A 20272-nucleotide genomic window follows, 5' to 3' on the forward strand; every position below is an offset into this window, starting at 1 on the left:
CACAATCTGATTATCTTTAATGATCAGCAGGTTTACGCCGGGATAACCGGCGTCCACTTGCTGGCTAATCCAGCGATCCATCTGGTTAAGCCGTTCGACGTTGAACCCTGCTTTCTCTGGCGAACTTTCTGTCAGAACAGGGTATTTTGCGGCGCTGACGCTACAACTAACAGCCAGCAGAGAAAGATAGAGCATTGTCCGTTTCATGATATCAGTCCAGATTGACGTTACGGCAGCCAAAGAGCGTGGTGAAAATAAACCCGCAAACCCATGCCACCAGAATCCCGCCAGCATAAACCGCCATTGCCGGAAGGATGCCTTGTGCGGAAGTCATCAGCGGCAGCGCCACCAGACCAGACGGCCCAAAGGCGCTGTTTAAGCCCATCGGCAGACCCCACCAGGCTATCAGGCCGATAAACAAACCGCCCGCTGCGCCGCCTAAACAGGCGGTAATAAACGGTTTCATGCGGGGCAGGGTGACGCCGTAAATCAACGGTTCACCAACGCCCAGCAGACCGGGAATAATCGCCCCGCGTACCTGACTGCGTAATGCACTGTGCGGTTGCGCCCGCCAGTAGAGTGCCAGCGCCGCGCCCACCTGGCCCGCGCCTGCCATTGAAAGGATGGGAAATAAGCTGTTGAATCCCTGGCTGTCCATTAACGCGAGGTAAACAGGAATAAAGCCCTGATGCACGCCAAATACCACGGCGATCAGGAACAGCCCGGCTAAAACCGCACAACCGAACGGATTACTGTTCAGGTGCATAAACAGCCATGACATACCTTCGAATAACCAGCCACCCAGCGGCATAATGATCAGGTACGCAAGCGTAGCGGTGATCAGCAGGGTGATTAACGAGGTCAGCAGCATGTCGAGATCGTCCGGCATAAAGCGGCGCACCATGCCTTCAATGCGGGCGCAGGCCCACGCGGCAATCAGCACGCCGATAATATTGCCGCGCGGATCGATGGGCAGACCAAAGAAATCGTGAAAACCGGCGTAGTAACCGGTGGTTGCAGCGGGGTTATAACCGAGCAAAAAGAGTGCGGCAATAATTGCGCCATTGACGCCCGTGCCGCCAAATGCCTGGGCGGCGTTATAGCCCACCAGAATCACCAGGAAAGTGAACAAACCTTTGCTGAACACCTTCATAAAATTCAGCGCGTCGGGTAGCGTGCCCTGAGCATCTGCCGGAACGTGCATCACCGTGGCAATTAACGTCGCTATCCCCAGCAGCAGACCGGCGGCAATAAAACCGGGGATCAGCGGCGTGAAGATGGTGGCGAATTTGGCGAGAAATTGTTGCACGCCGGAGGTTTGTTTGGCTTTTAACTGACGTTTGTTCTGGGCGGCGATTTCTGCGGCATCCTGTACCGGTGCCTCGCCCAGCAGCTCGCTCATCGCTTTTGCGGCACGATGCGCTTTACCAGGCCCAAAAACGACCTGAACCTGGTCGCTGGTCAAAATGACGCCCTTCACGCCTTCCAGCGTTTTGATATTGGGATCAACCAGTGAACTGTCATGTACACCCAGACGCAGGCGCGTCATACAGTTACCACAACTGGCGATATTTCCCGGTCCGCCGACACGGGTAAGGATGGTGTTCAGAAGCTCACTGCTGATCTCTTTGGCCATGGGTTATTCCTTGTCTAAAACCTGACGAATAAAGCCGCCGTGTTGATCCAGGCGTTTTTTAGCTTCTGCGGCATCGAGATTTTTCAGCACCATCACAATGGCCGTTTTACAGTTGCGCTCGCAGGCAATTAACGCCGCTTCCGCTTGTTCGGCATTACATCCGGTGGCGTTTTTAACGATATTGACCTGGCGCACATGCAGTTTTTCGTTGGTGGCGACCACATCGACCATCAGGTTGCCGAACACTTTGCCAGATTTAATCATCAGCCCGGTGGAAAGCATATTGAGCACCAGTTTCTGCGCTGTGCCTGCTTTCATTCGCGAAGAACCAGTGACCACTTCGGCACCTACAATCGGTGTAATGGCAAACTCGGCGGTGGTGGAAACGGCACTCCCCGGATTACAGGAAATTCCCACTGTGCGGCAGCCGAGCTGGCGTGCGTATTCCAGTCCGGCAATCACATACGGCGTGCGACCGCTGGCAGCAATGCCAACCACCACATCCTGTGCCGTTAAATTAATATTTTTCAGATCGTTAACACCACCTTCCCGGCTATCTTCAGCGCCTTCCACCGCGTGCTGAATGGCATATTCGCCTCCAGCAATCAAACCAACCACCAGACCCGGTTTCACGCCGTAGGTGGGCGGACATTCGCTGGCATCCAGAATCCCCAGACGACCGGATGTTCCCGCACCGAGATAAATCAGACGACCGCCGCCGCTGACCTGGGCGTGGATAACATCGATCGCCGCGGCGATATCCGGCAGGACGCGCTCAACGGCAAGCGGTACGGTTTTATCTTCATCGTTGATAATCCGGCACATTTCCAGCGTCGATACGCGGTCAATTTCAGCCGAGGCGGTGTTCGAGCCTTCAGTAATCATCTTTTCTAGTTGCATCGGTGGTGACCTTACTATTTACGATCAAATAATTGCAGATGTATGGAATCATATATCCCGAATTGACAGACTTAAAGGAATCATTGAGTCTACACTCGCAGAGTGTGAAGAGCGTCATAAGAACTTAAGCGGAATTTATGCTGCCAGCCCAGGAGAGTGGAAGATGTTGTACCTGACGAAAATAAGCAATGCGGGGAGTGAATTCACCGAAAACGAGCAAAAAATCGCTGACTTTCTGCAGGCCAACGTGAGTGAGCTGCAATCCGTTTCTTCACGGCAGATGGCGAAACAGCTCGGCATTAGCCAGTCGAGCATAGTGAAATTTGCCCAAAAACTCGGCGCGCAAGGATTTACTGAATTGCGTATGGCGTTAATAGGCGAATACAGTGCCAGCCGGGAGAAAACGAATGCCACGGCGCTGCACCTGCACAGTTCGATTACCAGTGATGATTCGCTGGAAGTGATTGCCCGCAAATTGAATCGCGAAAAAGAGCTGGCGCTGGAGCAAACCTGTGCGTTGTTCGACTACGCGCGGCTGCAAAAAATCATTGAGGTCATCAGTAAAGCACCGTTTATCCAGATAACGGGCCTGGGCGGATCGGCGCTGGTGGGGCGCGATCTGTCGTTCAAACTGATGAAAATTGGCTATCGCGTGGCCTGCGAAGCCGACACGCACGTACAAGCCACCGTTTCCCAGGCGTTGAAAAAAGGCGATGTACAAATCGCTATCTCTTACAGCGGCAGTAAAAAAGAGATTGTCTTATGCGCAGAAGCGGCACGAAAGCAGGGGGCAACGGTGATTGCCATTACTTCTCTGGCTGATTCTCCGCTGCGGCGGCTGGCGCATTTCACGCTCGATACCGTTTCCGGTGAAACCGAATGGCGTAGCTCGTCGATGTCTACCCGCACGGCGCAAAATTCTGTTACCGATTTACTGTTTGTTGGTCTTGTGCAACTCAATGATGTGGAGTCATTGAAAATGATTCAGCGCAGCAGTGAGCTAACACAACGCCTGAAATGATGCATAAAGCAGCGACTGGATTGAGATTTTCCTGAATTAGTGAGCTGATCCGCAGCAATATTTTGTTTATCCTGTATTTTCAGAGGGAATGGAGTGTAACGCTCTGTATTAACAAGGAGAGCATTAAAATGGGTAAACTCACGGGCAAGACAGCACTGATTACGGGCGCATTGCAGGGAATTGGCGAAGGAATTGCCAGAACTTTTGCGCGTCATGGCGCAAACCTAATCTTGCTGGATATCTCCCCTGAGATCGAAAAGCTGGCGGACGAACTGTGTGGTCGTGGTCATCGCTGTACGGCGGTTGTCGCCGATGTGCGTGACCCGGCGTCGGTAGCCGCAGCTATCAAACGCGCGAAGGAAAAAGAAGGGCGCATTGATATCCTGGTGAATAACGCAGGCGTTTGTCGTCTGGGCAGTTTCCTCGATATGAGCGATGACGATCGCGATTTCCATATTGATATCAATATTAAAGGCGTATGGAACGTCACGAAGGCGGTGCTGCCGGAGATGATTGCGCGCAAAGATGGTCGCATTGTGATGATGTCTTCAGTCACTGGTGATATGGTGGCCGATCCTGGCGAAACGGCGTACGCCTTAACGAAAGCGGCGATTGTTGGCCTGACAAAATCGCTGGCGGTGGAGTACGCGCAGTCTGGTATTCGCGTTAACGCCATTTGCCCGGGATACGTGCGCACACCAATGGCGGAAAGCATTGCCCGCCAGTCGAACCCGGAAGATCCAGAGTCGGTGCTGACTGAAATGGCGAAAGCAATCCCGATGCGTCGCCTCGCCGATCCGCTGGAAGTCGGCGAACTGGCGGCCTTCCTCGCATCGGATGAATCCAGCTATTTAACCGGTACACAGAATGTGATTGATGGCGGCAGCACACTGCCGGAGACGGTTAGCGTCGGTATCTGATTCACCTCTGTTTCCTCCCTGCATTTGTGGGGAGGATTTCGTTTTAAACCCGGTTCTTATTCCCTTTTCAACTTCCAAATCACCAAACGGTATATAAAACCGTTACTCCTTTCACGTCCGTTATAAATATGATGGCTATTAGAAAGTCATTAAATTTATAAGGGTGCGCAATGGCCGTTAACTTACTGAAAAAGAACTCACTCGCGCTGGTCGCTTCTCTGCTGCTGGCGGGCCATGTACAGGCAACGGAACTGCTGAACAGTTCTTATGACGTCTCCCGCGAGCTGTTTGCCGCCCTGAATCCGCCGTTTGAGCAACAATGGGCAAAAGATAACGGCGGCGACAAACTGACGATAAAACAATCTCATGCCGGGTCATCAAAACAGGCGCTGGCGATTTTACAGGGCTTAAAAGCCGACGTTGTCACTTATAACCAGGTGACCGACGTACAAATCCTGCACGATAAAGGCAAGCTGATCCCGGCCGACTGGCAGTCGCGCCTGCCGAATAATAGCTCGCCGTTCTACTCCACCATGGGCTTCCTGGTGCGTAAGGGTAACCCGAAGAATATCCACGATTGGAACGACCTGGTGCGCTCCGACGTGAAGCTGATTTTCCCGAACCCGAAAACGTCGGGTAACGCGCGTTATACCTATCTGGCGGCATGGGGCGCAGCGGATAAAGCTGACGGTGGCGATAAAGCCAAAACCGAACAGTTTATGACCCAGTTCCTGAAAAACGTTGAAGTGTTCGATACCGGCGGTCGTGGCGCAACCACCACTTTTGCCGAGCGTGGCCTGGGCGATGTGCTGATTAGCTTCGAATCGGAAGTGAACAACATCCGTAAACAGTATGAAGCGCAGGGCTTTGAAGTGGTGATTCCGAAAACCAACATTCTGGCGGAATTCCCGGTGGCGTGGGTTGATAAAAACGTGCAGGCCAACGGTACGGAAAAAGCCGCCAAAGCCTATCTGAACTGGCTCTATAGCCCGCAGGCGCAAACCATCATCACCGACTATTACTACCGCGTGAATAACCCGGAGGTGATGGACAAACTGAAAGACAAATTCCCGCAGACCGAGCTGTTCCGCGTGGAAGACAAATTTGGCTCCTGGCCGGAAGTGATGAAAACCCACTTCACCAGCGGCGGCGAGTTAGACAAGCTGTTAGCGGCGGGGCGTAACTGATGTTTGCTGTCTCCTCCAGACGCGTGCTGCCGGGCTTTACCTTAAGCCTCGGCACCAGTCTGCTGTTTGTGTGCCTGATTTTGCTGCTGCCGCTCTCCGCGCTGGTGATGCAACTGGCCCAGATGAGCTGGGCGCAGTACTGGGAGGTGATCACCAACCCGCAGGTGGTCGCGGCCTACAAAGTAACGCTGCTGTCGGCGTTTGTGGCATCGATTTTTAACGGCGTTTTCGGTCTGCTGATGGCGTGGATCCTAACCCGCTATCGCTTCCCAGGCCGCACGCTGCTTGATGCGCTGATGGATTTACCCTTTGCGCTGCCAACGGCTGTCGCCGGTTTAACGCTGGCCTCGCTCTTTTCCGTAAACGGTTTTTACGGTGAATGGCTGGCGAAGTTTGATATCAAAGTCACCTATACATGGCTGGGGATTGCGGTGGCGATGGCCTTTACCAGCATTCCGTTTGTGGTGCGTACCGTGCAGCCGGTGCTGGAAGAGTTAGGCCCGGAATATGAAGAAGCGGCGGAAACGCTTGGTGCAACGCGCTGGCAGAGTTTCTGCAAAGTGGTGCTGCCGGAGCTTTCTCCGGCGCTGGTGGCGGGCGTGGCGCTGTCGTTTACCCGTAGTCTTGGTGAATTTGGCGCGGTGATTTTTATCGCCGGAAATATCGCGTGGAAGACGGAAGTGACGTCGCTGATGATTTTTGTGCGCTTGCAGGAGTTTGATTACCCGGCGGCGAGCGCGATTGCTTCGGTGATCCTCGCGGCATCCCTGATACTGCTGTTCTCAATTAACACTCTGCAAAGTCGCTTTGGTCGGCGTGTGGTAGGTCATTAATGGCGGAAGTTACCCAATTGAAGCGTTATGACGCGCGCCCGATTAACTGGGGCAAATGGTTTCTGATTGGCATCGGGATGCTGGTTTCGGCGTTCATCCTGCTGGTGCCGATGATTTACATCTTCGTGCAGGCATTCAGCAAGGGGCTGATGCCGGTTTTACAGAATCTGGCCGATCCGGACATGCTGCACGCCATCTGGCTGACGGTGATGATCGCGCTGATTGCCGTACCGGTAAACCTGGTGTTCGGCATTCTGCTGGCCTGGCTGGTGACGCGCTTTAACTTCCCTGGACGCCAGTTACTGCTGACGCTACTGGACATTCCGTTTGCCGTATCGCCGGTGGTTGCCGGTCTGGTGTATCTGCTGTTCTACGGCTCTAACGGCCCGCTGGGCGGCTGGCTGGATGAACATAATCTGCAAATTATGTTCTCCTGGCCCGGAATGGTGCTGGTCACCATCTTTGTGACGTGTCCGTTTGTGGTGCGCGAGCTGGTGCCGGTGATGTTAAGCCAGGGCAGCCAGGAGGATGAAGCGGCGATTTTGCTTGGCGCGTCTGGCTGGCAGATGTTCCGTCGCGTCACATTGCCGAATATTCGCTGGGCGCTGCTTTATGGCGTGGTACTGACCAACGCCCGCGCGATTGGCGAGTTTGGCGCAGTGTCGGTGGTTTCCGGCTCGATTCGCGGCGAAACACTTTCGCTGCCGTTACAGATTGAATTGCTGGAGCAGGACTACAACACCGTCGGCTCCTTTACCGCTGCGGCACTGTTAACGCTGATGGCGATTATCACCCTGTTTTTAAAAAGTATGTTGCAGTGGCGCCTGGAGAATCAGGAAAAACGCGCACAGCAGGAGGAACATCATGAGCATTGAGATTGCCAATATTAAGAAGTCGTTTGGTCGCACCCAGGTGCTGAACGATATCTCACTGGATATTCCTTCAGGTCAGATGGTCGCGTTGCTGGGGCCGTCCGGTTCCGGGAAAACCACGCTGCTGCGCATTATCGCCGGGCTGGAGCATCAAACCAGCGGGCATATTCGCTTCCACGGCACCGACGTCAGCCGCCTGCACGCGCGCGATCGCAAGGTCGGTTTCGTGTTCCAGCATTACGCGCTGTTCCGCCATATGACGGTATTCGACAATATCGCTTTTGGCCTGACGGTGCTGCCGCGTCGCGAGCGCCCGAATGCCGCAGCCATCAAAGCGAAAGTGACAAAATTGCTGGAAATGGTCCAGCTTGCGCATCTGGCGGATCGTTATCCGGCGCAGCTTTCCGGCGGCCAGAAACAGCGTGTGGCGCTGGCGCGCGCGCTGGCTGTAGAACCGCAAATTCTGCTGCTTGATGAACCGTTTGGCGCGCTGGATGCGCAGGTGCGTAAAGAGCTGCGTCGCTGGCTGCGTCAACTGCATGAAGAGCTGAAATTCACCAGCGTGTTTGTGACCCACGACCAGGAAGAGGCGACCGAAGTAGCCGATCGTGTAGTGGTGATGAGTCAGGGGAATATTGAACAGGCTGATGCGCCGAATCAGGTATGGCGCGAACCAGCGACCCGTTTTGTACTCGAATTTATGGGCGAAGTGAACCGCCTGCAGGGAACCATTCGCGGCGGGCAGTTCCATGTTGGCGCACATCGCTGGCCGCTGGGCTACACACCTGCTTATCAGGGGCCGGTGGATCTCTTCCTGCGCCCGTGGGAAGTGGATATCAGCCGCCGTACCAGTCTCGATTCGCCGCTGCCGGTACAGGTACTGGAAGCCAGCCCGAAAGGTCACTACACCCAATTAGTGGTGCAGCCGCTGGGGTGGTACAACGAACCGCTGACGGTCGTGATGCATGGCGACGATGCCCCGCAGCGTGGCGAGCGTTTATTCGTTGGTCTGCAACATGCGCGGCTGTATAACGGCGACGAGCGTATCGAAACCCGCGATGAGGAACTTGCTCTCGCACAAAGCGCCTGATAGGTTGAGTGAATGTTAAACGCCCGGAGGCGCTTCCCGCGATCCGGGCTTTTTAATGGCAAGGTTTGTAACCTGTAGACCTGATAAGACGCGCAAGCGTCGCATCAGGCAACACCACGTATGGATAGAGATCGTGAGTACATTAGAACAAACAATAGGCAATACGCCTCTGGTGAAGTTGCAGCGAATGGGGCCGGATAACGGCAGTGAAGTGTGGTTAAAACTGGAAGGCAATAACCCGGCAGGTTCGGTGAAAGATCGTGCGGCACTTTCGATGATCGTCGAGGCGGAAAAGCGCGGGGAAATTAAACCGGGTGATGTCTTAATCGAAGCCACCAGTGGTAACACCGGCATTGCGCTGGCAATGATTGCCGCGCTGAAAGGCTATCGCATGAAATTGCTGATGCCCGACAACATGAGCCAGGAACGCCGTGCGGCGATGCGTGCTTATGGTGCGGAACTGATTCTTGTCACCAAAGAGCAGGGCATGGAAGGTGCGCGCGATCTGGCGCTGGAGATGGCGAATCGTGGCGAAGGAAAGCTGCTCGATCAGTTCAATAATCCCGATAACCCTTATGCGCATTACACCACCACCGGGCCGGAAATCTGGCAGCAAACCGGCGGGCGCATCACTCATTTTGTCTCCAGTATGGGGACGACCGGCACTATCACCGGCGTTTCACGCTTTATGCGCGAACAATCCAAACCGGTGACCATTGTTGGCCTGCAACCGGAAGAAGGCAGCAGTATTCCCGGCATTCGCCGCTGGCCTGCGGAATATCTGCCGGGGATTTTCAACGCTTCTCTGGTGGATGAGGTGCTGGATATTCATCAGCGCGATGCAGAAAACACCATGCGCGAACTGGCAGTGCGGGAAGGAATATTCTGTGGCGTCAGCTCCGGCGGCGCGGTTGCCGGAGCACTGCGGGTGGCAAAAGCTAACCCTGGTGCGGTGGTGGTAGCGATCATCTGCGATCGTGGCGATCGCTACCTTTCCACCGGGGTGTTTGGGGAAGAGCATTTTAGCCAGGGGGCGGGGATTTAAGATTATTGCGCAGGCACCGTTTTATCCGTCTGCGCAATTAGCGCATGTAAAAAAGGCTGTGCGTTCTCATCGCTCTTACCGGGGATCTTCACAATATACGGCTTCCCGGTAATCGATGACGACGAAGCAACCTTATCAATAAACTGCTCGGCAGTGTCAATGCGGTTACGGGTATTGCCCAGCTTCAGACGCAGATGAGAAACCGCTTCATCGCAGGTATGTTCATCACCGTTGCGCACAAATATCAAATCCTTTTTCTGTGCTAATCCCTCCAGCATGGCGTTGATGCGGGCTTCTTCATGGGCAGTTAACTTCGCGTAAGCGGGGAGTGTCATTAGTAGTGTAATGACCAGACAAATGATTTTCTTCATTGAATTACCTTATCCTTGTTTTGTGATAGCCGATTTGACTGCCAGAATCAGGTAAAGTTTCGGTTGGAATACGATGAGGATCATCGGCAAGGAGAAAAAATTAAATGAGTAGTTTGTTGTTGTTTAACGATAAGAGCAGGGCGCTGCAGGCGGATATCGTCGCCGTGCAGTCGCAGGTGGTTTACGGCAGCGTGGGCAACAGCATTGCCGTGCCTGCTATCAAACAGAACGGTCTGAATGTTTTTGCCGTGCCGACGGTATTGCTGAGCAATACGCCGCATTATGACACTTTCTACGGTGGTGCGATTCCGGATGAATGGTTTAGCGGTTATTTGCGTGCGCTTCAGGAGCGTGATGCGCTGCGCCAGCTGCGCGCTGTAACCACGGGCTATATGGGAACGGCATCGCAAATCAAAATCCTTGCCGAGTGGCTGACTGCGCTACGCAAAGACCATCCTGACCTATTGATCATGGTCGATCCGGTGATTGGCGATATTGATAGCGGAATTTATGTCAAACCTGACCTTCCCGAGGCGTATCGACAATATTTACTGCCGCTGGCGCAGGGAATTACCCCCAATATCTTTGAGCTGGAAATCCTGACCGGTAAAAATTGCCGCGATCTCGACAGTGCCATTGCTGCCGCAAAAAGTCTGCTTTCAGACACATTAAAATGGGTGGTGATTACCAGCGCCTCCGGTAATGAAGAAAATCAGGAGATGCAGGTGGTGGTGGTCAGTGCCGACAGCGTGAATGTCATTTCCCATTCACGGGTAAAAACCGACCTGAAAGGGACTGGCGACCTGTTTTGTGCTCAGCTTATCAGTGGTTTGCTGAAAGGGAAGGCGTTAAACGATGCGGTGCACCGTGCGGGGTTGCGCGTACTGGAAGTGATGCGCTACACCCAGCAGCATGAGAGCGATGAATTGATTTTGCCGCCGCTGGCGGAAGCATAAAAAATGGCGCCGATGGGCGCCATTTTTCACTGCGGCAAGAATTACTTCTTGATGCGGATAACCGGGGTTTCACCCACGGTTACGCTACCGGACAGTTTGATCAGTTCTTTGATTTCGTCCATGTTGGAGATAACAACCGGAGTCAGGGTAGACTTGGCTTTCTCTTCCAGTAGCGGCAGATCAAATTCAATGACAGTATCGCCAACTTTCACGCGCTGACCTTCTTCAGCAATACGCTTGAAGCCTTCGCCTTTCAGTTCAACGGTGTCGATACCGAAGTGGACGAACAGTTCAACGCCGCTATCAGATTCGATAGAGAACGCGTGATTGGTTTCAAAGATTTTACCAATGGTACCGTCTACAGGCGCGACCATTTTGTTACCCGTTGGTTTGATAGCAATACCATCACCAACGATTTTTTCCGCAAAAACGACATCCGGCACGTCTTCGATATTGACGATCTCGCCAGAGAGCGGAGCAATGATCTCAATAGTTCCGGTATCCTTCTTGTCGTCGGAAACCAGAGATTTCAGTTTATCGAACAAACCCATGATCTTCTCCTAAGCAGTAAATTGGGCCGCATCTCGTGGATTAGCAGATTGTTTTTTCTTCAATGAACTTGTTAACCAGCGTCATTAACTCGTCCGTTGTCGGTTGAGCAAGAGCCTGCTCTGCTAACACCTTCGCATCTTCGAAGTTCGTGTTACGGATAATCTTCTTAATGCGCGGGATAGAAATGGCGCTCATAGAGAATTCGTCCAGACCCATCCCCAGCAACAGAAGTGTAGCACGTTCATCGCCAGCAAGCTCACCACACATGCCAGTCCATTTGCCTTCAGCATGAGAAGCATCAATAACTTGCTTGATCAAGTTCAGCACGGACGGTGACATTGGTTGGTAAAGGTGTGAAATCATATCATTACCACGGTCAACTGCCAGAGTGTACTGCGTTAAATCATTGGTGCCGATACTAAAGAAATCAACTTCTTTGGCTAAATGACGTGCAATTGTTGCGGCAGCCGGTGTTTCCACCATTACGCCGATTTCAATTGACTCGTCAAACGCTTTACCTTCGTCGCGCAGTTCCTGTTTGTAGATTTCGATCTCTTTGCGCAGTGCACGCACTTCTTCAACAGAGATGATCATCGGGAACATAATGCGCAATTTACCGAAAGCCGAGGCACGCAGGATAGCGCGGAGCTGATCGCGCAGGATCTCTTTACGATCCATCGCGATACGGATAGCGCGCCAGCCGAGGAACGGGTTCTCTTCTTTCGGGAAGTTCATGTATGGCAGCTCTTTGTCGCCGCCGATGTCCATGGTACGAACGATAACCGCCTGCGAGCCACACGCTTCAGCCACTGCTTTGTAAGCAGCAAACTGTTCTTCTTCAGTGGGCAGCGCGTCGCGGTCCATGAACAGGAACTCAGTACGATACAGACCAACGCCTTCAGCGCCGTTACGCTCTGCACCTTCAACGTCACGAACCGTACCAATGTTAGCGCACACTTCTACCTGGTGACCGTCCAGCGTAATAGCTGGCAGATCTTTCAGTTTAGCAAGCTCTGCTTTTTCAGAAGCCACTTGCTCCTGAACAGCGCGCATTTTATCAATAACTTCGTTGGTTGGATTGACGTAAACCTGATTATTTACGGCATCCAGAATCAGATAGTCGTCATTTTTCACCTGAGAGGTGACGCTACCGGTACCCACGATAGCAGGCAGTTCCAGAGAACGCGCCATGATAGAGGTGTGGGAAGTACGGCCACCCGCGTCGGTGATGAAACCCAGCACCTTCTTCAGGTTCAGCTGTGCGGTTTCGGACGGCGTCAGGTCAGCGGCAACCAGAATGACTTCATCCTGAATGGCGCTCAGGTCGATAATCTTCAGGCCCAGGATGTTGCGCAGCAGGCGCTTACCGATATCACGTACGTCAGCCGCACGTTCTTTCAGGTATTCATCATCCAGCTCTTCCAGGGCAGAAGCCTGACCTTCGATAACTTCATGAGCAGCTGCGTCAGCTGTCATGTGCTTATCTTTAATCAGGGCTATGATTTCCTGCTCCAGCTCCTCATCTTCGAGCAGCATAATATGCCCTTCAAAGATGGCTTCTTTTTCTTCACCGAACGTTTCACCAGCTTTCGTTTTGATCGTTTCCAGCTGGGCTGATGCCTTGGCACGACCGCTCAGAAAACGTTCAACTTCCTGATCAACCTGGTCGGCAGAAATTTTTTTCCGGTCAATGACAATTTCGTCTTCTTTCAGAAGCAGAGCTTTACCGAAAGCGATACCCGGGGATGCTAAAATGCCTGAAATCATAACCCTACCTTACTTGTGACTGATTTTTAAAAGAACCCGGGAAATTACTCGAGTTCCGCCATCAGTTTAACCAGATGTTCAACCGCTTTCTGCTCGTCTTCGCCTTCTGCGGAGATAGTCACAACGGTACCTTGAGTCAGGCCCAGAGTCTGCAGTTTAAACAGGCTTTTCGCGCTGGCGCTTTTGCCGTTGGAAGTCACAGTAATTTCAGAAGTGAAGCCCTTAGCTTCTTTTACAAACTGGGCAGCAGGGCGGGTGTGCAGACCGTTCGGAGCGGTAATGGTAACTTCTTGCTGGAACATTGTATTTCCCCAACTTATAGGTTTAGTGTTGTGGAACTAAAGTCTAGCCTGGCGGTTCGACTTTAGCCTGTATTGTTAGCGCCAGTTTTTAACAGACGCGACGCACGAAGAGCGCAATACAGTCCATTGCTGGCGGGTGTTGACCGCTGACGTTTCGTACGTCATTAAACATTATGCCGCTAAAGGAAGAATTGAACCAAATCATAAAATCGATTCAGCTTTGGCTTTTCCTGTAACGATTAATTTCGCGCATCAAAATAATTAGTCTGGTTAAATACCAGTTCCGACAGGCTGAATCAATGCCAGGAGGGGCGAAAGTTTGAAGCAGGCCACAAAAAAGCACCTAAAAAGGTGCTTTTTTACGCATTTTTAACAAGCTGGCATTACTGTTGCAGTTCTTTCTCAGTGAAGAGATCGGCAAACAATGCGGTGCTTAAATAACGCTCACCCGATGACGGTAGAATAACCACAATATTCTTGTTGGTAAAGCTTTCATCTTCTTGTAGTTTCAACGCCGCAGCAACAGCTGCTCCAGAAGAGATACCTGCAAGAATACCTTCTTCTTCCATCAGACGACGCGCGGTAGAAATCGCTTCTTCATTGGTGATGCCAATGACTTTATCGACCAGCTTGAGATCGAGGTTAGCTGGGATAAAACCAGCGCCAATACCCTGAATTTTATGCGGGCCAGGTTTAATCTCTTCACCAGCCAGTGCCTGGGCGATAACTGGAGAATCGGTTGGCTCAACGGCGACAGAGATAAGATCGGTCTTGCCTTTGGTGCCTTTAATGTAGCGGCTGACGCCAGTAAGCGTACCGCCAGTCCCAACGCCAGCAATAAATACATCAACCTGACCGTCGGTATCTTCCCAGATCTCCGGACCGGTGGTTTTTTCGTGAATTTCAGGGTTTGCCGGATTGCTGAATTGTTGCAGCAGCAGGTATTTCTCTGGATTGCTGGCGACAATTTCTTCTGCTTTTTGGATTGCGCCTTTCATGCCTTTAGCACCTTCCGTCAGCACCAGGTTTGCACCTAACGCTTTCAGCAGCTTGCGGCGTTCAATACTCATGGTTTCTGGCATGGTCAGGGTGAGTTTGTAACCGCGAGCGGCAGCTACATAGGCCAGTGCAATCCCGGTATTACCGCTGGTTGGTTCAACCAGTTCAACGCCTGGTTTCAGCACGCCGCGCTTTTCGGCATCCCAAATCATGTTGGCACCGATACGGCACTTAACGCTGAAGCTGGGGTTACGAGATTCCACCTTCGCCAGAATGCGTCCGTTACCGATGCGATTCAGGCGAACCAGCGGCGTGTGACCGATAGTCAGCGAGTTATCTTCAAAAATCTTACTCATGGCCTGTCCTTAACTGTATGAAATTGGGATACAACAGGTAGCATACCCGCTCAGAGAATATGCGGAAGTAAGGATTTAGCATATCTATATACAGAAGGGAAATAATGACATGCAAGATGGAATAAGGGGCGGCATAAGCCACCCCTGTTTCACACAAACGGTTTACAAAATAACCGGTAGATTGTTACCGCCACATCGCGTGTTTATCGCGATAGCAATCGACCCACATCGCCGTCGCGCCACAAACGGCAACGGGCATGATGAACAGATTAAGCAGCGGGATCATCGTAAACAGGCTGGTTAAAGCACCAAACTGCATATTGGTGATTTTGCGTGTGCGCAGGGCGGTGCGCATCTCTTTAAACGGCACTTTGTGGTTATCGAAGGGGTAATCGCAATACTGGATGGCTAACATCCAGGCGCTAAACAGGAACCACAGTACCGGCGCGACGGTTTGCCCAATACCAGGGATTAAGTAAAGAATTAGCAATACAATTGCGCGCGGCAGATACCAGGCAAATTTTTGCCATTCGCGTTTCATGATTCGCGGCACATCTTTCATGATACCGAAAATCCCGGTATCTGGCGGTGTAGCGCCAGTCAATCGTGCTTCCAGTTGTTCAGCCAATAAACCGTTAAACGGAGCGGCAATCCAGTTAGCAATCGTGGAGAAGAAATAGCCAAACACTAACAGCACAGAGATGACAGCCAGAGGCCACAACAGATAACTCAGCCATTGTAGCCAGTCCGGAACGTAACTCATGAGAGTCGGGATCCAGACATCGAGCTGTGTAAAGAGCCACCACAATGCGCCCCCCATCAACAAAATATTGACCAGCAGCGGTAAAATAACGAAACGCCGAATCCCAGGTTGCGAGACGAGCTTCCAGCCTTGCGCAAAATAGTAAAAACCGCTGCGTGGGGCAGATGTGAATGATGAAACCATAATCAGGATGAGCTCCTTTTGACCAATCCCAGGAAAATTCTGCGTATTTTACCGGGTAATTGCGCAATGGACAGTTAGGATATGTTCGAAAAAACAGCAAAAAGCACGATTTCATCTATCTTTGTGCTGTGAAAGTTAATAGTGCACTTGCACTTGAGGTAATCGGCAAATACTCTTAGTGAGTAAATGTTTGCCGTGGTGGCAAGGTGTTAGAACAACAGAGAATATAATGATGCAGGATTTGCGTCTGATATTAATCATTGTTGGCGCGATCGCCATAATCGCTTTACTGGTACATGGTTTCTGGACCAGCCGTAAAGAACGATCTTCTATGTTCCGCGATCGGCCATTAAAACGAATGAAGTCAAAACGTGACGACGATTCTTATGACGAGGATGTCGAAGATGATGAGGGCGTTGGTGAGGTTCGTGTTCACCGCGTGAATCATGCCCCGGCTAACGCTCAGGAGCATGAGGCTGCTCGTCCGTCGCCGCAACACCAGTACCAACCGCCTTATGCGTCTGCGCAGCCGCGTCAACCGGTCCAGCAGCCGCCTGAAGCGCAGGTACCGCCGCAACATGCTCCGCATCCAGCGCAGCCGGTGCAGCAGCCTGCCTATCAGCCGCAGCCTGAACAGCCGTTGCAGCAGCCAGTTTCGCCACAGGTCGCGCCAGCGCCGCAGCCTGTGCATTCAGCACCGCAACCGGCACAACAGGCTTTCCAGCCTGCAGAACCCGTAGCGGCACCACAGCCTGAGCCTGTAGCGGAACCTGCTCCAGTTATGGATAAACCGAAGCGCAAAGAAGCGGTGATTATCATGAACGTCGCGGCGCATCACGGTAGCGAGCTAAACGGTGAACTGCTTCTTAACAGCATTCAACAAGCGGGCTTCATTTTTGGCGATATGAATATTTACCATCGTCATCTTAGCCCGGATGGCAGCGGCCCGGCGTTATTCAGCCTGGCGAATATGGTGAAACCGGGAACCTTTGATCCTGAAATGAAGGATTTCACTACTCCGGGTGTCACTATCTTTATGCAGGTACCGTCTTACGGTGACGAGCTGCAGAACTTCAAGCTGATGCTGCAATCTGCGCAGCATATTGCCGATGAAGTGGGCGGTGTCGTGCTTGACGATCAGCGCCGTATGATGACTCCGCAGAAATTGCGCGAGTACCAGGACATCATCCGCGAAGTCAAAGACGCCAACGCCTGATACACTTAAGGCAAATTAACTCCTCTTCGAACCCCCGCTTGTCGGGGGTTTTTAGCATTGATGGTGCGATATGGAATCAATCGAACAACAACTGACAGAACTGCGAACGACGCTTCGCCATCATGAATATCTTTATCATGTGATGGATGCGCCGGAAATTCCCGACGCTGAATACGACAGGCTGATGCGCGAACTGCGCGAGCTGGAAACCAAACATCCAGAACTGATTACGCCTGATTCGCCTACTCAACGTGTAGGCGCTGCGCCGCTGGCGGCTTTCAGCCAGATACGCCATGAAGTACCAATGCTGTCACTGGATAACGTTTTTGATGAAGAAAGCTTTCTTGCTTTCAACAAACGTGTGCAGGACCGTCTGAAAAACAACGAGAAAGTCACCTGGTGCTGTGAGCTGAAGCTGGATGGCCTTGCCGTCAGTATTCTGTATGAAAATGGCGTTTTAGTCAGTGCCGCGACCCGTGGCGATGGCACCACCGGGGAAGATATCACGTCTAATGTGCGTACTATTCGCGCCATTCCGCTGAAGCTGCACGGAGAGAATATCCCGGCGCGTCTGGAAGTGCGTGGTGAAGTGTTCCTGCCGCAGGCGGGGTTCGAAAAGATTAACGAAGATGCGCGACGCACGGGCGGGAAAGTTTTTGCTAACCCACGTAATGCGGCAGCTGGTTCACTGCGTCAGCTTGATCCGCGTATTACAGCGAAGCGACCGCTCACTTTTTTCTGCTATGGCGTTGGTGTTCTGGAAGGTGGCGAGCTGCCGGATACTCATCTTGGCCGTTTACTGCAATTTAAAAAGTGGGGGTTGCCGGTCAGCGATCGGGTAACGCTTTGTGAATCGGCGGAAGAAGTGCTGGCGTTCTATCACAAAGTGGAAGAAGACCGCCCGACGCTGGGCTTTGATATCGACGGCGTGGTGATTAAGGTCAACTCACTGGAACAGCAGGAGCAGCTTGGCTTTGTCGCGCGTGCCCCGCGCTGGGCGGTAGCGTTTAAATTCCCGGCGCAGGAGCAGATGACCTTTGTGCGTGACGTCGAGTTTCAGGTTGGGCGTACTGGCGCGATTACGCCTGTTGCGCGTCTGGAACCTGTCCATGTTGCTGGCGTGCTGGTGAGTAACGCAACCTTACACAATGCGGATGAAATCGAACGTCTTGGTTTACGCATTGGCGATAAAGTGGTGATTCGCCGCGCTGGCGACGTGATCCCGCAGGTGGTTAACGTCGTGCTTTCTGAACGCCCGGAAGATACCCGTGAGGTTGTATTCCCAACGCATTGTCCGGTATGTGGTTCTGACGTTGAGCGTGTGGAAGGTGAAGCGGTTGCCCGCTGTACCGGTGGCCTGATTTGCGGTGCGCAGCGTAAAGAGTCGCTGAAACACTTTGTTTCCCGCCGTGCGATGGATGTTGACGGAATGGGCGACAAAATCATCGATCAGCTGGTTGAAAAAGAATATGTCCATACTCCGGCAGATCTGTTCAAACTCACCGCAGGCAAACTGACCGGACTGGAGCGTATGGGGCCAAAATCGGCACAAAACGTGGTTAACGCGCTAGAAAAAGCGAAAGAAACCACCTTTGCTCGCTTCCTCTATGCACTTGGCATCCGTGAAGTCGGCGAGGCCACCGCAGCAGGTCTGGCGGCATATTTCGGCACGCTGGAAGCGCTGGAAGCCGCTTCGATTGAAGAGCTGCAAAAGGTGCCTGATGTTGGCATTGTCGTTGCATCCCACGTTCACAACTTCTTTGCCGAAGAAAGCAACCGCAATGTTATCAGCGAGCTGTTGGCGGAAGGTGTCCACTGGCCTGCGCCGATCGTTATCAACGCGGAAGAGATTGACAGCCCGTTTGCTGGTAAAACCGTGGTGCTTACGGGCAGCTTAAGTCAGATGTCACGTGATGACGCTAAAGCTCGACTGGTCGAACTGGGCGCGAAAGTCGCGGGCAGCGTGTCGAAGAAAACCGATCTGGTGATAGCGGGTGAAGCTGCAGGATCTAAACTGGCGAAGGCGCAGGAACTGGGCATTGAAGTCATCGACGAAGCGGAAATGCTGCGTTTGCTGGGTAGCTGAGATGGAAAAAGAGCAGCTGATTGAAATAGCCAATACGATAATGCCGTTTGGAAAATACAAAGGGCGTCGCTTAATCGACCTGCCGGAGGAGTATCTGCTGTGGTTTGCCCGCAAAGATGAGTTCCCGGCAGGGAAGCTCGGTGAGCTAATGCAAATCACGCTGCTGATTAAAACCGAGGGGCTGACGCAACTGGTCCAGCCCCTGAAGCGTCCGCTTTAAGCTTTATCGGTGTTGCTTTCCTGCTGCGCCTGTAACTGTTCGGTCTGGCGTTTGTATCGACGCGCCAGCACCGCACAGACCATCAATTGGATCTGATGGAAAATCATCAGGGGCAGCACCATCATACCGATCACCGATGTGGGGAACAGAATGTTTGCCATCGGGATGCCATTTGCCAGACTCTTTTTCGAACCACAAAAGACGATAGTAATTTCATCTGCCTTATTGAAGCCCAGTCGGCGTGCCATAAAGACGTTAACTACAATCACGATAGCCAGAAGAACGCAGCTGACCACCACGATAAACAGCAATGATCCCCAGCCAACTTTATGCCAGATACCATTAACGACGGCTTCGCTGAACGCTGTATAAACCACCAACAGAATGGACGTCTGGTCAGTTTTCGCAATCCATTTTTTATTGCGCGACACCCAGTCACCAATCCACGGCCGGGAAAGATGCCCCAACACAAACGGCAGCAGCAGTTGCAGCATAATTTTACCGACCTGCTCAAGGCTGCCCCCTGCACCGTGAACATTCATCACCAGACCAACCAGCAATGGTGAAAGGAAAATCCCCAGCAGGCTGGATGCTGACGCAGAACAAACCGCCGCCGCGACGTTACCGCCCGCCATTGACGTGAAGGCGATTGCAGACTGCACGGTAGCCGGGAGAATGCACAAGTAGAGAAAACCGGAGTAGAGCATCGGGTCGACATTTACCGGTTTCCACCAGGCAAACAGTACACCCAGAATCGGAAACAGCACGAAGGTGCTGCACATTACCCACAAATGCAGTCGCCAGTGACCACCGCCAGCAATAATCGCCTCACGCGACAACTTCGCGCCGTGCATAAAGAACAGCAGGGCAATCGCTGCGGTGGTCAGATTTTCAAAGAAGGGGACGAAATCGCCTCTGGCCGGAAAGAAAGAGGCCAGCAACACCACCGTGATCAGGGTTAAGGTGAAAGGATCGAGGATACGAAAAAGTTTCATAA

Annotated in this window: 20 protein-coding genes and 1 pseudogene; 11 read left to right on the forward strand and 10 right to left on the reverse strand. The window is 52.4% G+C overall.

Annotated elements, in window-relative coordinates; genetic code table 11:
* From E0D98_RS04425 to murQ, 3 genes and pseudogenes are all read right to left on the reverse strand, one after another.
* Window positions 1-207 (reverse strand): annotated as a pseudogene (locus E0D98_RS04425) (penicillin binding protein PBP4B); the annotation flags it as partial.
* Window positions 208-211: 4 nt separating this feature from the next.
* On the reverse strand, window positions 212-1636 hold the full coding sequence (gene murP / locus E0D98_RS04430) for a PTS N-acetylmuramic acid transporter subunit IIBC (RefSeq protein WP_001040482.1): 1425 nt from the start codon (window positions 1634-1636) through the stop codon (window positions 212-214).
* 3 nt (window positions 1637-1639) lie between these two features.
* Window positions 1640-2536, reverse strand: coding sequence for an N-acetylmuramic acid 6-phosphate etherase (gene murQ / locus E0D98_RS04435; RefSeq protein ID WP_001175648.1), 897 nt, complete (start codon window positions 2534-2536; stop codon window positions 1640-1642).
* A gap of 163 nt (window positions 2537-2699) precedes the next feature.
* Between murQ and murR the strand changes: the two genes are divergently transcribed.
* From murR to cysM, 7 genes are all read left to right on the forward strand, one after another.
* Complete coding sequence (gene murR, locus E0D98_RS04440) at window positions 2700-3557, forward strand: HTH-type transcriptional regulator MurR (protein WP_000966468.1); 858 nt, start codon at window positions 2700-2702, stop codon at window positions 3555-3557.
* A 128-nt stretch (window positions 3558-3685) separates the two neighbouring features.
* Window positions 3686-4477: an SDR family oxidoreductase UcpA gene (gene ucpA / locus E0D98_RS04445; protein WP_000517431.1), complete on the forward strand. Its 792-nt coding sequence runs from the start codon at window positions 3686-3688 to the stop codon at window positions 4475-4477.
* 170 nt (window positions 4478-4647) lie between these two features.
* A complete protein-coding gene (cysP, locus tag E0D98_RS04450) occupies window positions 4648-5664 on the forward strand; it encodes a thiosulfate/sulfate ABC transporter substrate-binding protein CysP (protein WP_000290223.1) in 1017 nt (338 codons plus the stop codon).
* On the forward strand, window positions 5664-6497 hold the full coding sequence (gene cysT, locus E0D98_RS04455) for a sulfate/thiosulfate ABC transporter permease CysT (RefSeq protein WP_000458405.1): 834 nt from the start codon (window positions 5664-5666) through the stop codon (window positions 6495-6497). The genes cysP and cysT overlap by 1 nt, the downstream gene beginning before the upstream one ends.
* Complete coding sequence (gene cysW / locus E0D98_RS04460) at window positions 6497-7372, forward strand: sulfate/thiosulfate ABC transporter permease CysW (protein ID WP_000852686.1); 876 nt, start codon at window positions 6497-6499, stop codon at window positions 7370-7372. Before cysT ends, cysW begins: the two co-directional genes overlap by 1 nt.
* Window positions 7362-8459: a sulfate/thiosulfate ABC transporter ATP-binding protein CysA gene (cysA, locus tag E0D98_RS04465; protein WP_000021040.1), complete on the forward strand. Its 1098-nt coding sequence runs from the start codon at window positions 7362-7364 to the stop codon at window positions 8457-8459. The genes cysW and cysA overlap by 11 nt, the downstream gene beginning before the upstream one ends.
* Window positions 8460-8592: 133 nt before the next feature.
* On the forward strand, window positions 8593-9504 hold the full coding sequence (gene cysM / locus E0D98_RS04470) for a cysteine synthase B (RefSeq protein WP_001297645.1): 912 nt from the start codon (window positions 8593-8595) through the stop codon (window positions 9502-9504).
* A gap of 2 nt (window positions 9505-9506) precedes the next feature.
* On the opposite strand, the gene E0D98_RS04475 is transcribed toward cysM, so the two are convergent.
* On the reverse strand, window positions 9507-9875 hold the full coding sequence (locus E0D98_RS04475; RefSeq protein ID WP_000719943.1) for a YfeK family protein: 369 nt from the start codon (window positions 9873-9875) through the stop codon (window positions 9507-9509).
* A gap of 104 nt (window positions 9876-9979) precedes the next feature.
* Here E0D98_RS04475 and pdxK point away from each other — a divergent pair, with 104 nt between their 5' ends.
* On the forward strand, window positions 9980-10831 hold the full coding sequence (gene pdxK / locus E0D98_RS04480; RefSeq protein WP_000096660.1) for a pyridoxine/pyridoxal/pyridoxamine kinase: 852 nt from the start codon (window positions 9980-9982) through the stop codon (window positions 10829-10831).
* 41 nt (window positions 10832-10872) lie between these two features.
* Here pdxK and crr read toward each other — a convergent pair whose 3' ends face one another.
* The 5 genes from crr to cysZ all read right to left on the reverse strand — a co-directional run bounded on the left by crr (window position 10873) and on the right by cysZ (window position 15753).
* On the reverse strand, window positions 10873-11382 hold the full coding sequence (gene crr / locus E0D98_RS04485) for a PTS glucose transporter subunit IIA (RefSeq protein ID WP_000522247.1): 510 nt from the start codon (window positions 11380-11382) through the stop codon (window positions 10873-10875).
* A gap of 40 nt (window positions 11383-11422) precedes the next feature.
* Complete coding sequence (ptsI, locus tag E0D98_RS04490; protein ID WP_000623136.1) at window positions 11423-13150, reverse strand: phosphoenolpyruvate-protein phosphotransferase PtsI; 1728 nt, start codon at window positions 13148-13150, stop codon at window positions 11423-11425.
* 44 nt (window positions 13151-13194) lie between these two features.
* On the reverse strand, window positions 13195-13452 hold the full coding sequence (ptsH, locus tag E0D98_RS04495) for a phosphocarrier protein Hpr (protein WP_000487600.1): 258 nt from the start codon (window positions 13450-13452) through the stop codon (window positions 13195-13197).
* A 383-nt stretch (window positions 13453-13835) separates the two neighbouring features.
* Window positions 13836-14807, reverse strand: coding sequence for a cysteine synthase A (gene cysK, locus E0D98_RS04500; RefSeq protein ID WP_000034402.1), 972 nt, complete (start codon window positions 14805-14807; stop codon window positions 13836-13838).
* Between the two features lie 184 nt (window positions 14808-14991).
* Window positions 14992-15753 (reverse strand): sulfate transporter CysZ, encoded by a 762-nt coding sequence (gene cysZ, locus E0D98_RS04505; protein WP_000254848.1) that lies wholly within the window; start codon window positions 15751-15753, stop codon window positions 14992-14994.
* 229 nt (window positions 15754-15982) lie between these two features.
* On the opposite strand from cysZ, the gene zipA reads away from it, so the two are divergent.
* From zipA to E0D98_RS04520, 3 genes are all read left to right on the forward strand, one after another.
* The gene (zipA, locus tag E0D98_RS04510; RefSeq protein ID WP_001300494.1) at window positions 15983-16969 is read left to right on the forward strand and encodes a cell division protein ZipA; all 987 of its coding nucleotides are present in this window, start codon (window positions 15983-15985) and stop codon (window positions 16967-16969) included.
* A 70-nt stretch (window positions 16970-17039) separates the two neighbouring features.
* Complete coding sequence (ligA, locus tag E0D98_RS04515) at window positions 17040-19055, forward strand: NAD-dependent DNA ligase LigA (RefSeq protein ID WP_000443665.1); 2016 nt, start codon at window positions 17040-17042, stop codon at window positions 19053-19055.
* Between the two features lies 1 nt (window position 19056).
* Window positions 19057-19275, forward strand: a complete 219-nt coding sequence (locus E0D98_RS04520; RefSeq protein WP_000410201.1) for a DUF3820 family protein — start codon at window positions 19057-19059, stop codon at window positions 19273-19275.
* Here the strand turns inward: E0D98_RS04520 and E0D98_RS04525 are convergent.
* Complete coding sequence (locus E0D98_RS04525; RefSeq protein ID WP_047086703.1) at window positions 19272-20270, reverse strand: bile acid:sodium symporter family protein; 999 nt, start codon at window positions 20268-20270, stop codon at window positions 19272-19274. The genes E0D98_RS04520 and E0D98_RS04525 overlap by 4 nt on opposite strands.
* Between the last annotated feature and the right edge of the window lie 2 nt (window positions 20271-20272).

It is taken from the genome of Escherichia sp. KCJ4928, from assembly GCF_004352695.1.
Lineage (GTDB): Bacteria > Pseudomonadota > Gammaproteobacteria > Enterobacterales > Enterobacteriaceae > ECMA0423.

Bases quoted from the DNA above. Each gene is read 5' to 3' on its own strand.
- murP (WP_001040482.1), bottom strand. From the start codon at position 1,636: ATGGCCAAAGAGATCAGCAGTGAGCTTCTGAACACCATCCTTACCCGT.
- murQ (WP_001175648.1), bottom strand. From the start codon at position 2,536: ATGCAACTAGAAAAGATGATTACTGAAGGCTCGAACACCGCCTCGGCT.
- murR (WP_000966468.1), top strand. From the start codon at position 2,700: ATGTTGTACCTGACGAAAATAAGCAATGCGGGGAGTGAATTCACCGAA.
- ucpA (WP_000517431.1), top strand. From the start codon at position 3,686: ATGGGTAAACTCACGGGCAAGACAGCACTGATTACGGGCGCATTGCAG.
- cysP (WP_000290223.1), top strand. From the start codon at position 4,648: ATGGCCGTTAACTTACTGAAAAAGAACTCACTCGCGCTGGTCGCTTCT.
- cysT (WP_000458405.1), top strand. From the start codon at position 5,664: ATGTTTGCTGTCTCCTCCAGACGCGTGCTGCCGGGCTTTACCTTAAGC.
- cysW (WP_000852686.1), top strand. From the start codon at position 6,497: ATGGCGGAAGTTACCCAATTGAAGCGTTATGACGCGCGCCCGATTAAC.
- cysA (WP_000021040.1), top strand. From the start codon at position 7,362: ATGAGCATTGAGATTGCCAATATTAAGAAGTCGTTTGGTCGCACCCAG.
- E0D98_RS04475 (WP_000719943.1), bottom strand. From the start codon at position 9,875: ATGAAGAAAATCATTTGTCTGGTCATTACACTACTAATGACACTCCCC.
- pdxK (WP_000096660.1), top strand. From the start codon at position 9,980: ATGAGTAGTTTGTTGTTGTTTAACGATAAGAGCAGGGCGCTGCAGGCG.
- crr (WP_000522247.1), bottom strand. From the start codon at position 11,382: ATGGGTTTGTTCGATAAACTGAAATCTCTGGTTTCCGACGACAAGAAG.
- ptsI (WP_000623136.1), bottom strand. From the start codon at position 13,150: ATGATTTCAGGCATTTTAGCATCCCCGGGTATCGCTTTCGGTAAAGCT.
- ptsH (WP_000487600.1), bottom strand. From the start codon at position 13,452: ATGTTCCAGCAAGAAGTTACCATTACCGCTCCGAACGGTCTGCACACC.
- cysK (WP_000034402.1), bottom strand. From the start codon at position 14,807: ATGAGTAAGATTTTTGAAGATAACTCGCTGACTATCGGTCACACGCCG.
- cysZ (WP_000254848.1), bottom strand. From the start codon at position 15,753: ATGGTTTCATCATTCACATCTGCCCCACGCAGCGGTTTTTACTATTTT.
- zipA (WP_001300494.1), top strand. From the start codon at position 15,983: ATGATGCAGGATTTGCGTCTGATATTAATCATTGTTGGCGCGATCGCC.
- ligA (WP_000443665.1), top strand. From the start codon at position 17,040: ATGGAATCAATCGAACAACAACTGACAGAACTGCGAACGACGCTTCGC.
- E0D98_RS04520 (WP_000410201.1), top strand. From the start codon at position 19,057: ATGGAAAAAGAGCAGCTGATTGAAATAGCCAATACGATAATGCCGTTT.
- E0D98_RS04525 (WP_047086703.1), bottom strand. From the start codon at position 20,270: ATGAAACTTTTTCGTATCCTCGATCCTTTCACCTTAACCCTGATCACG.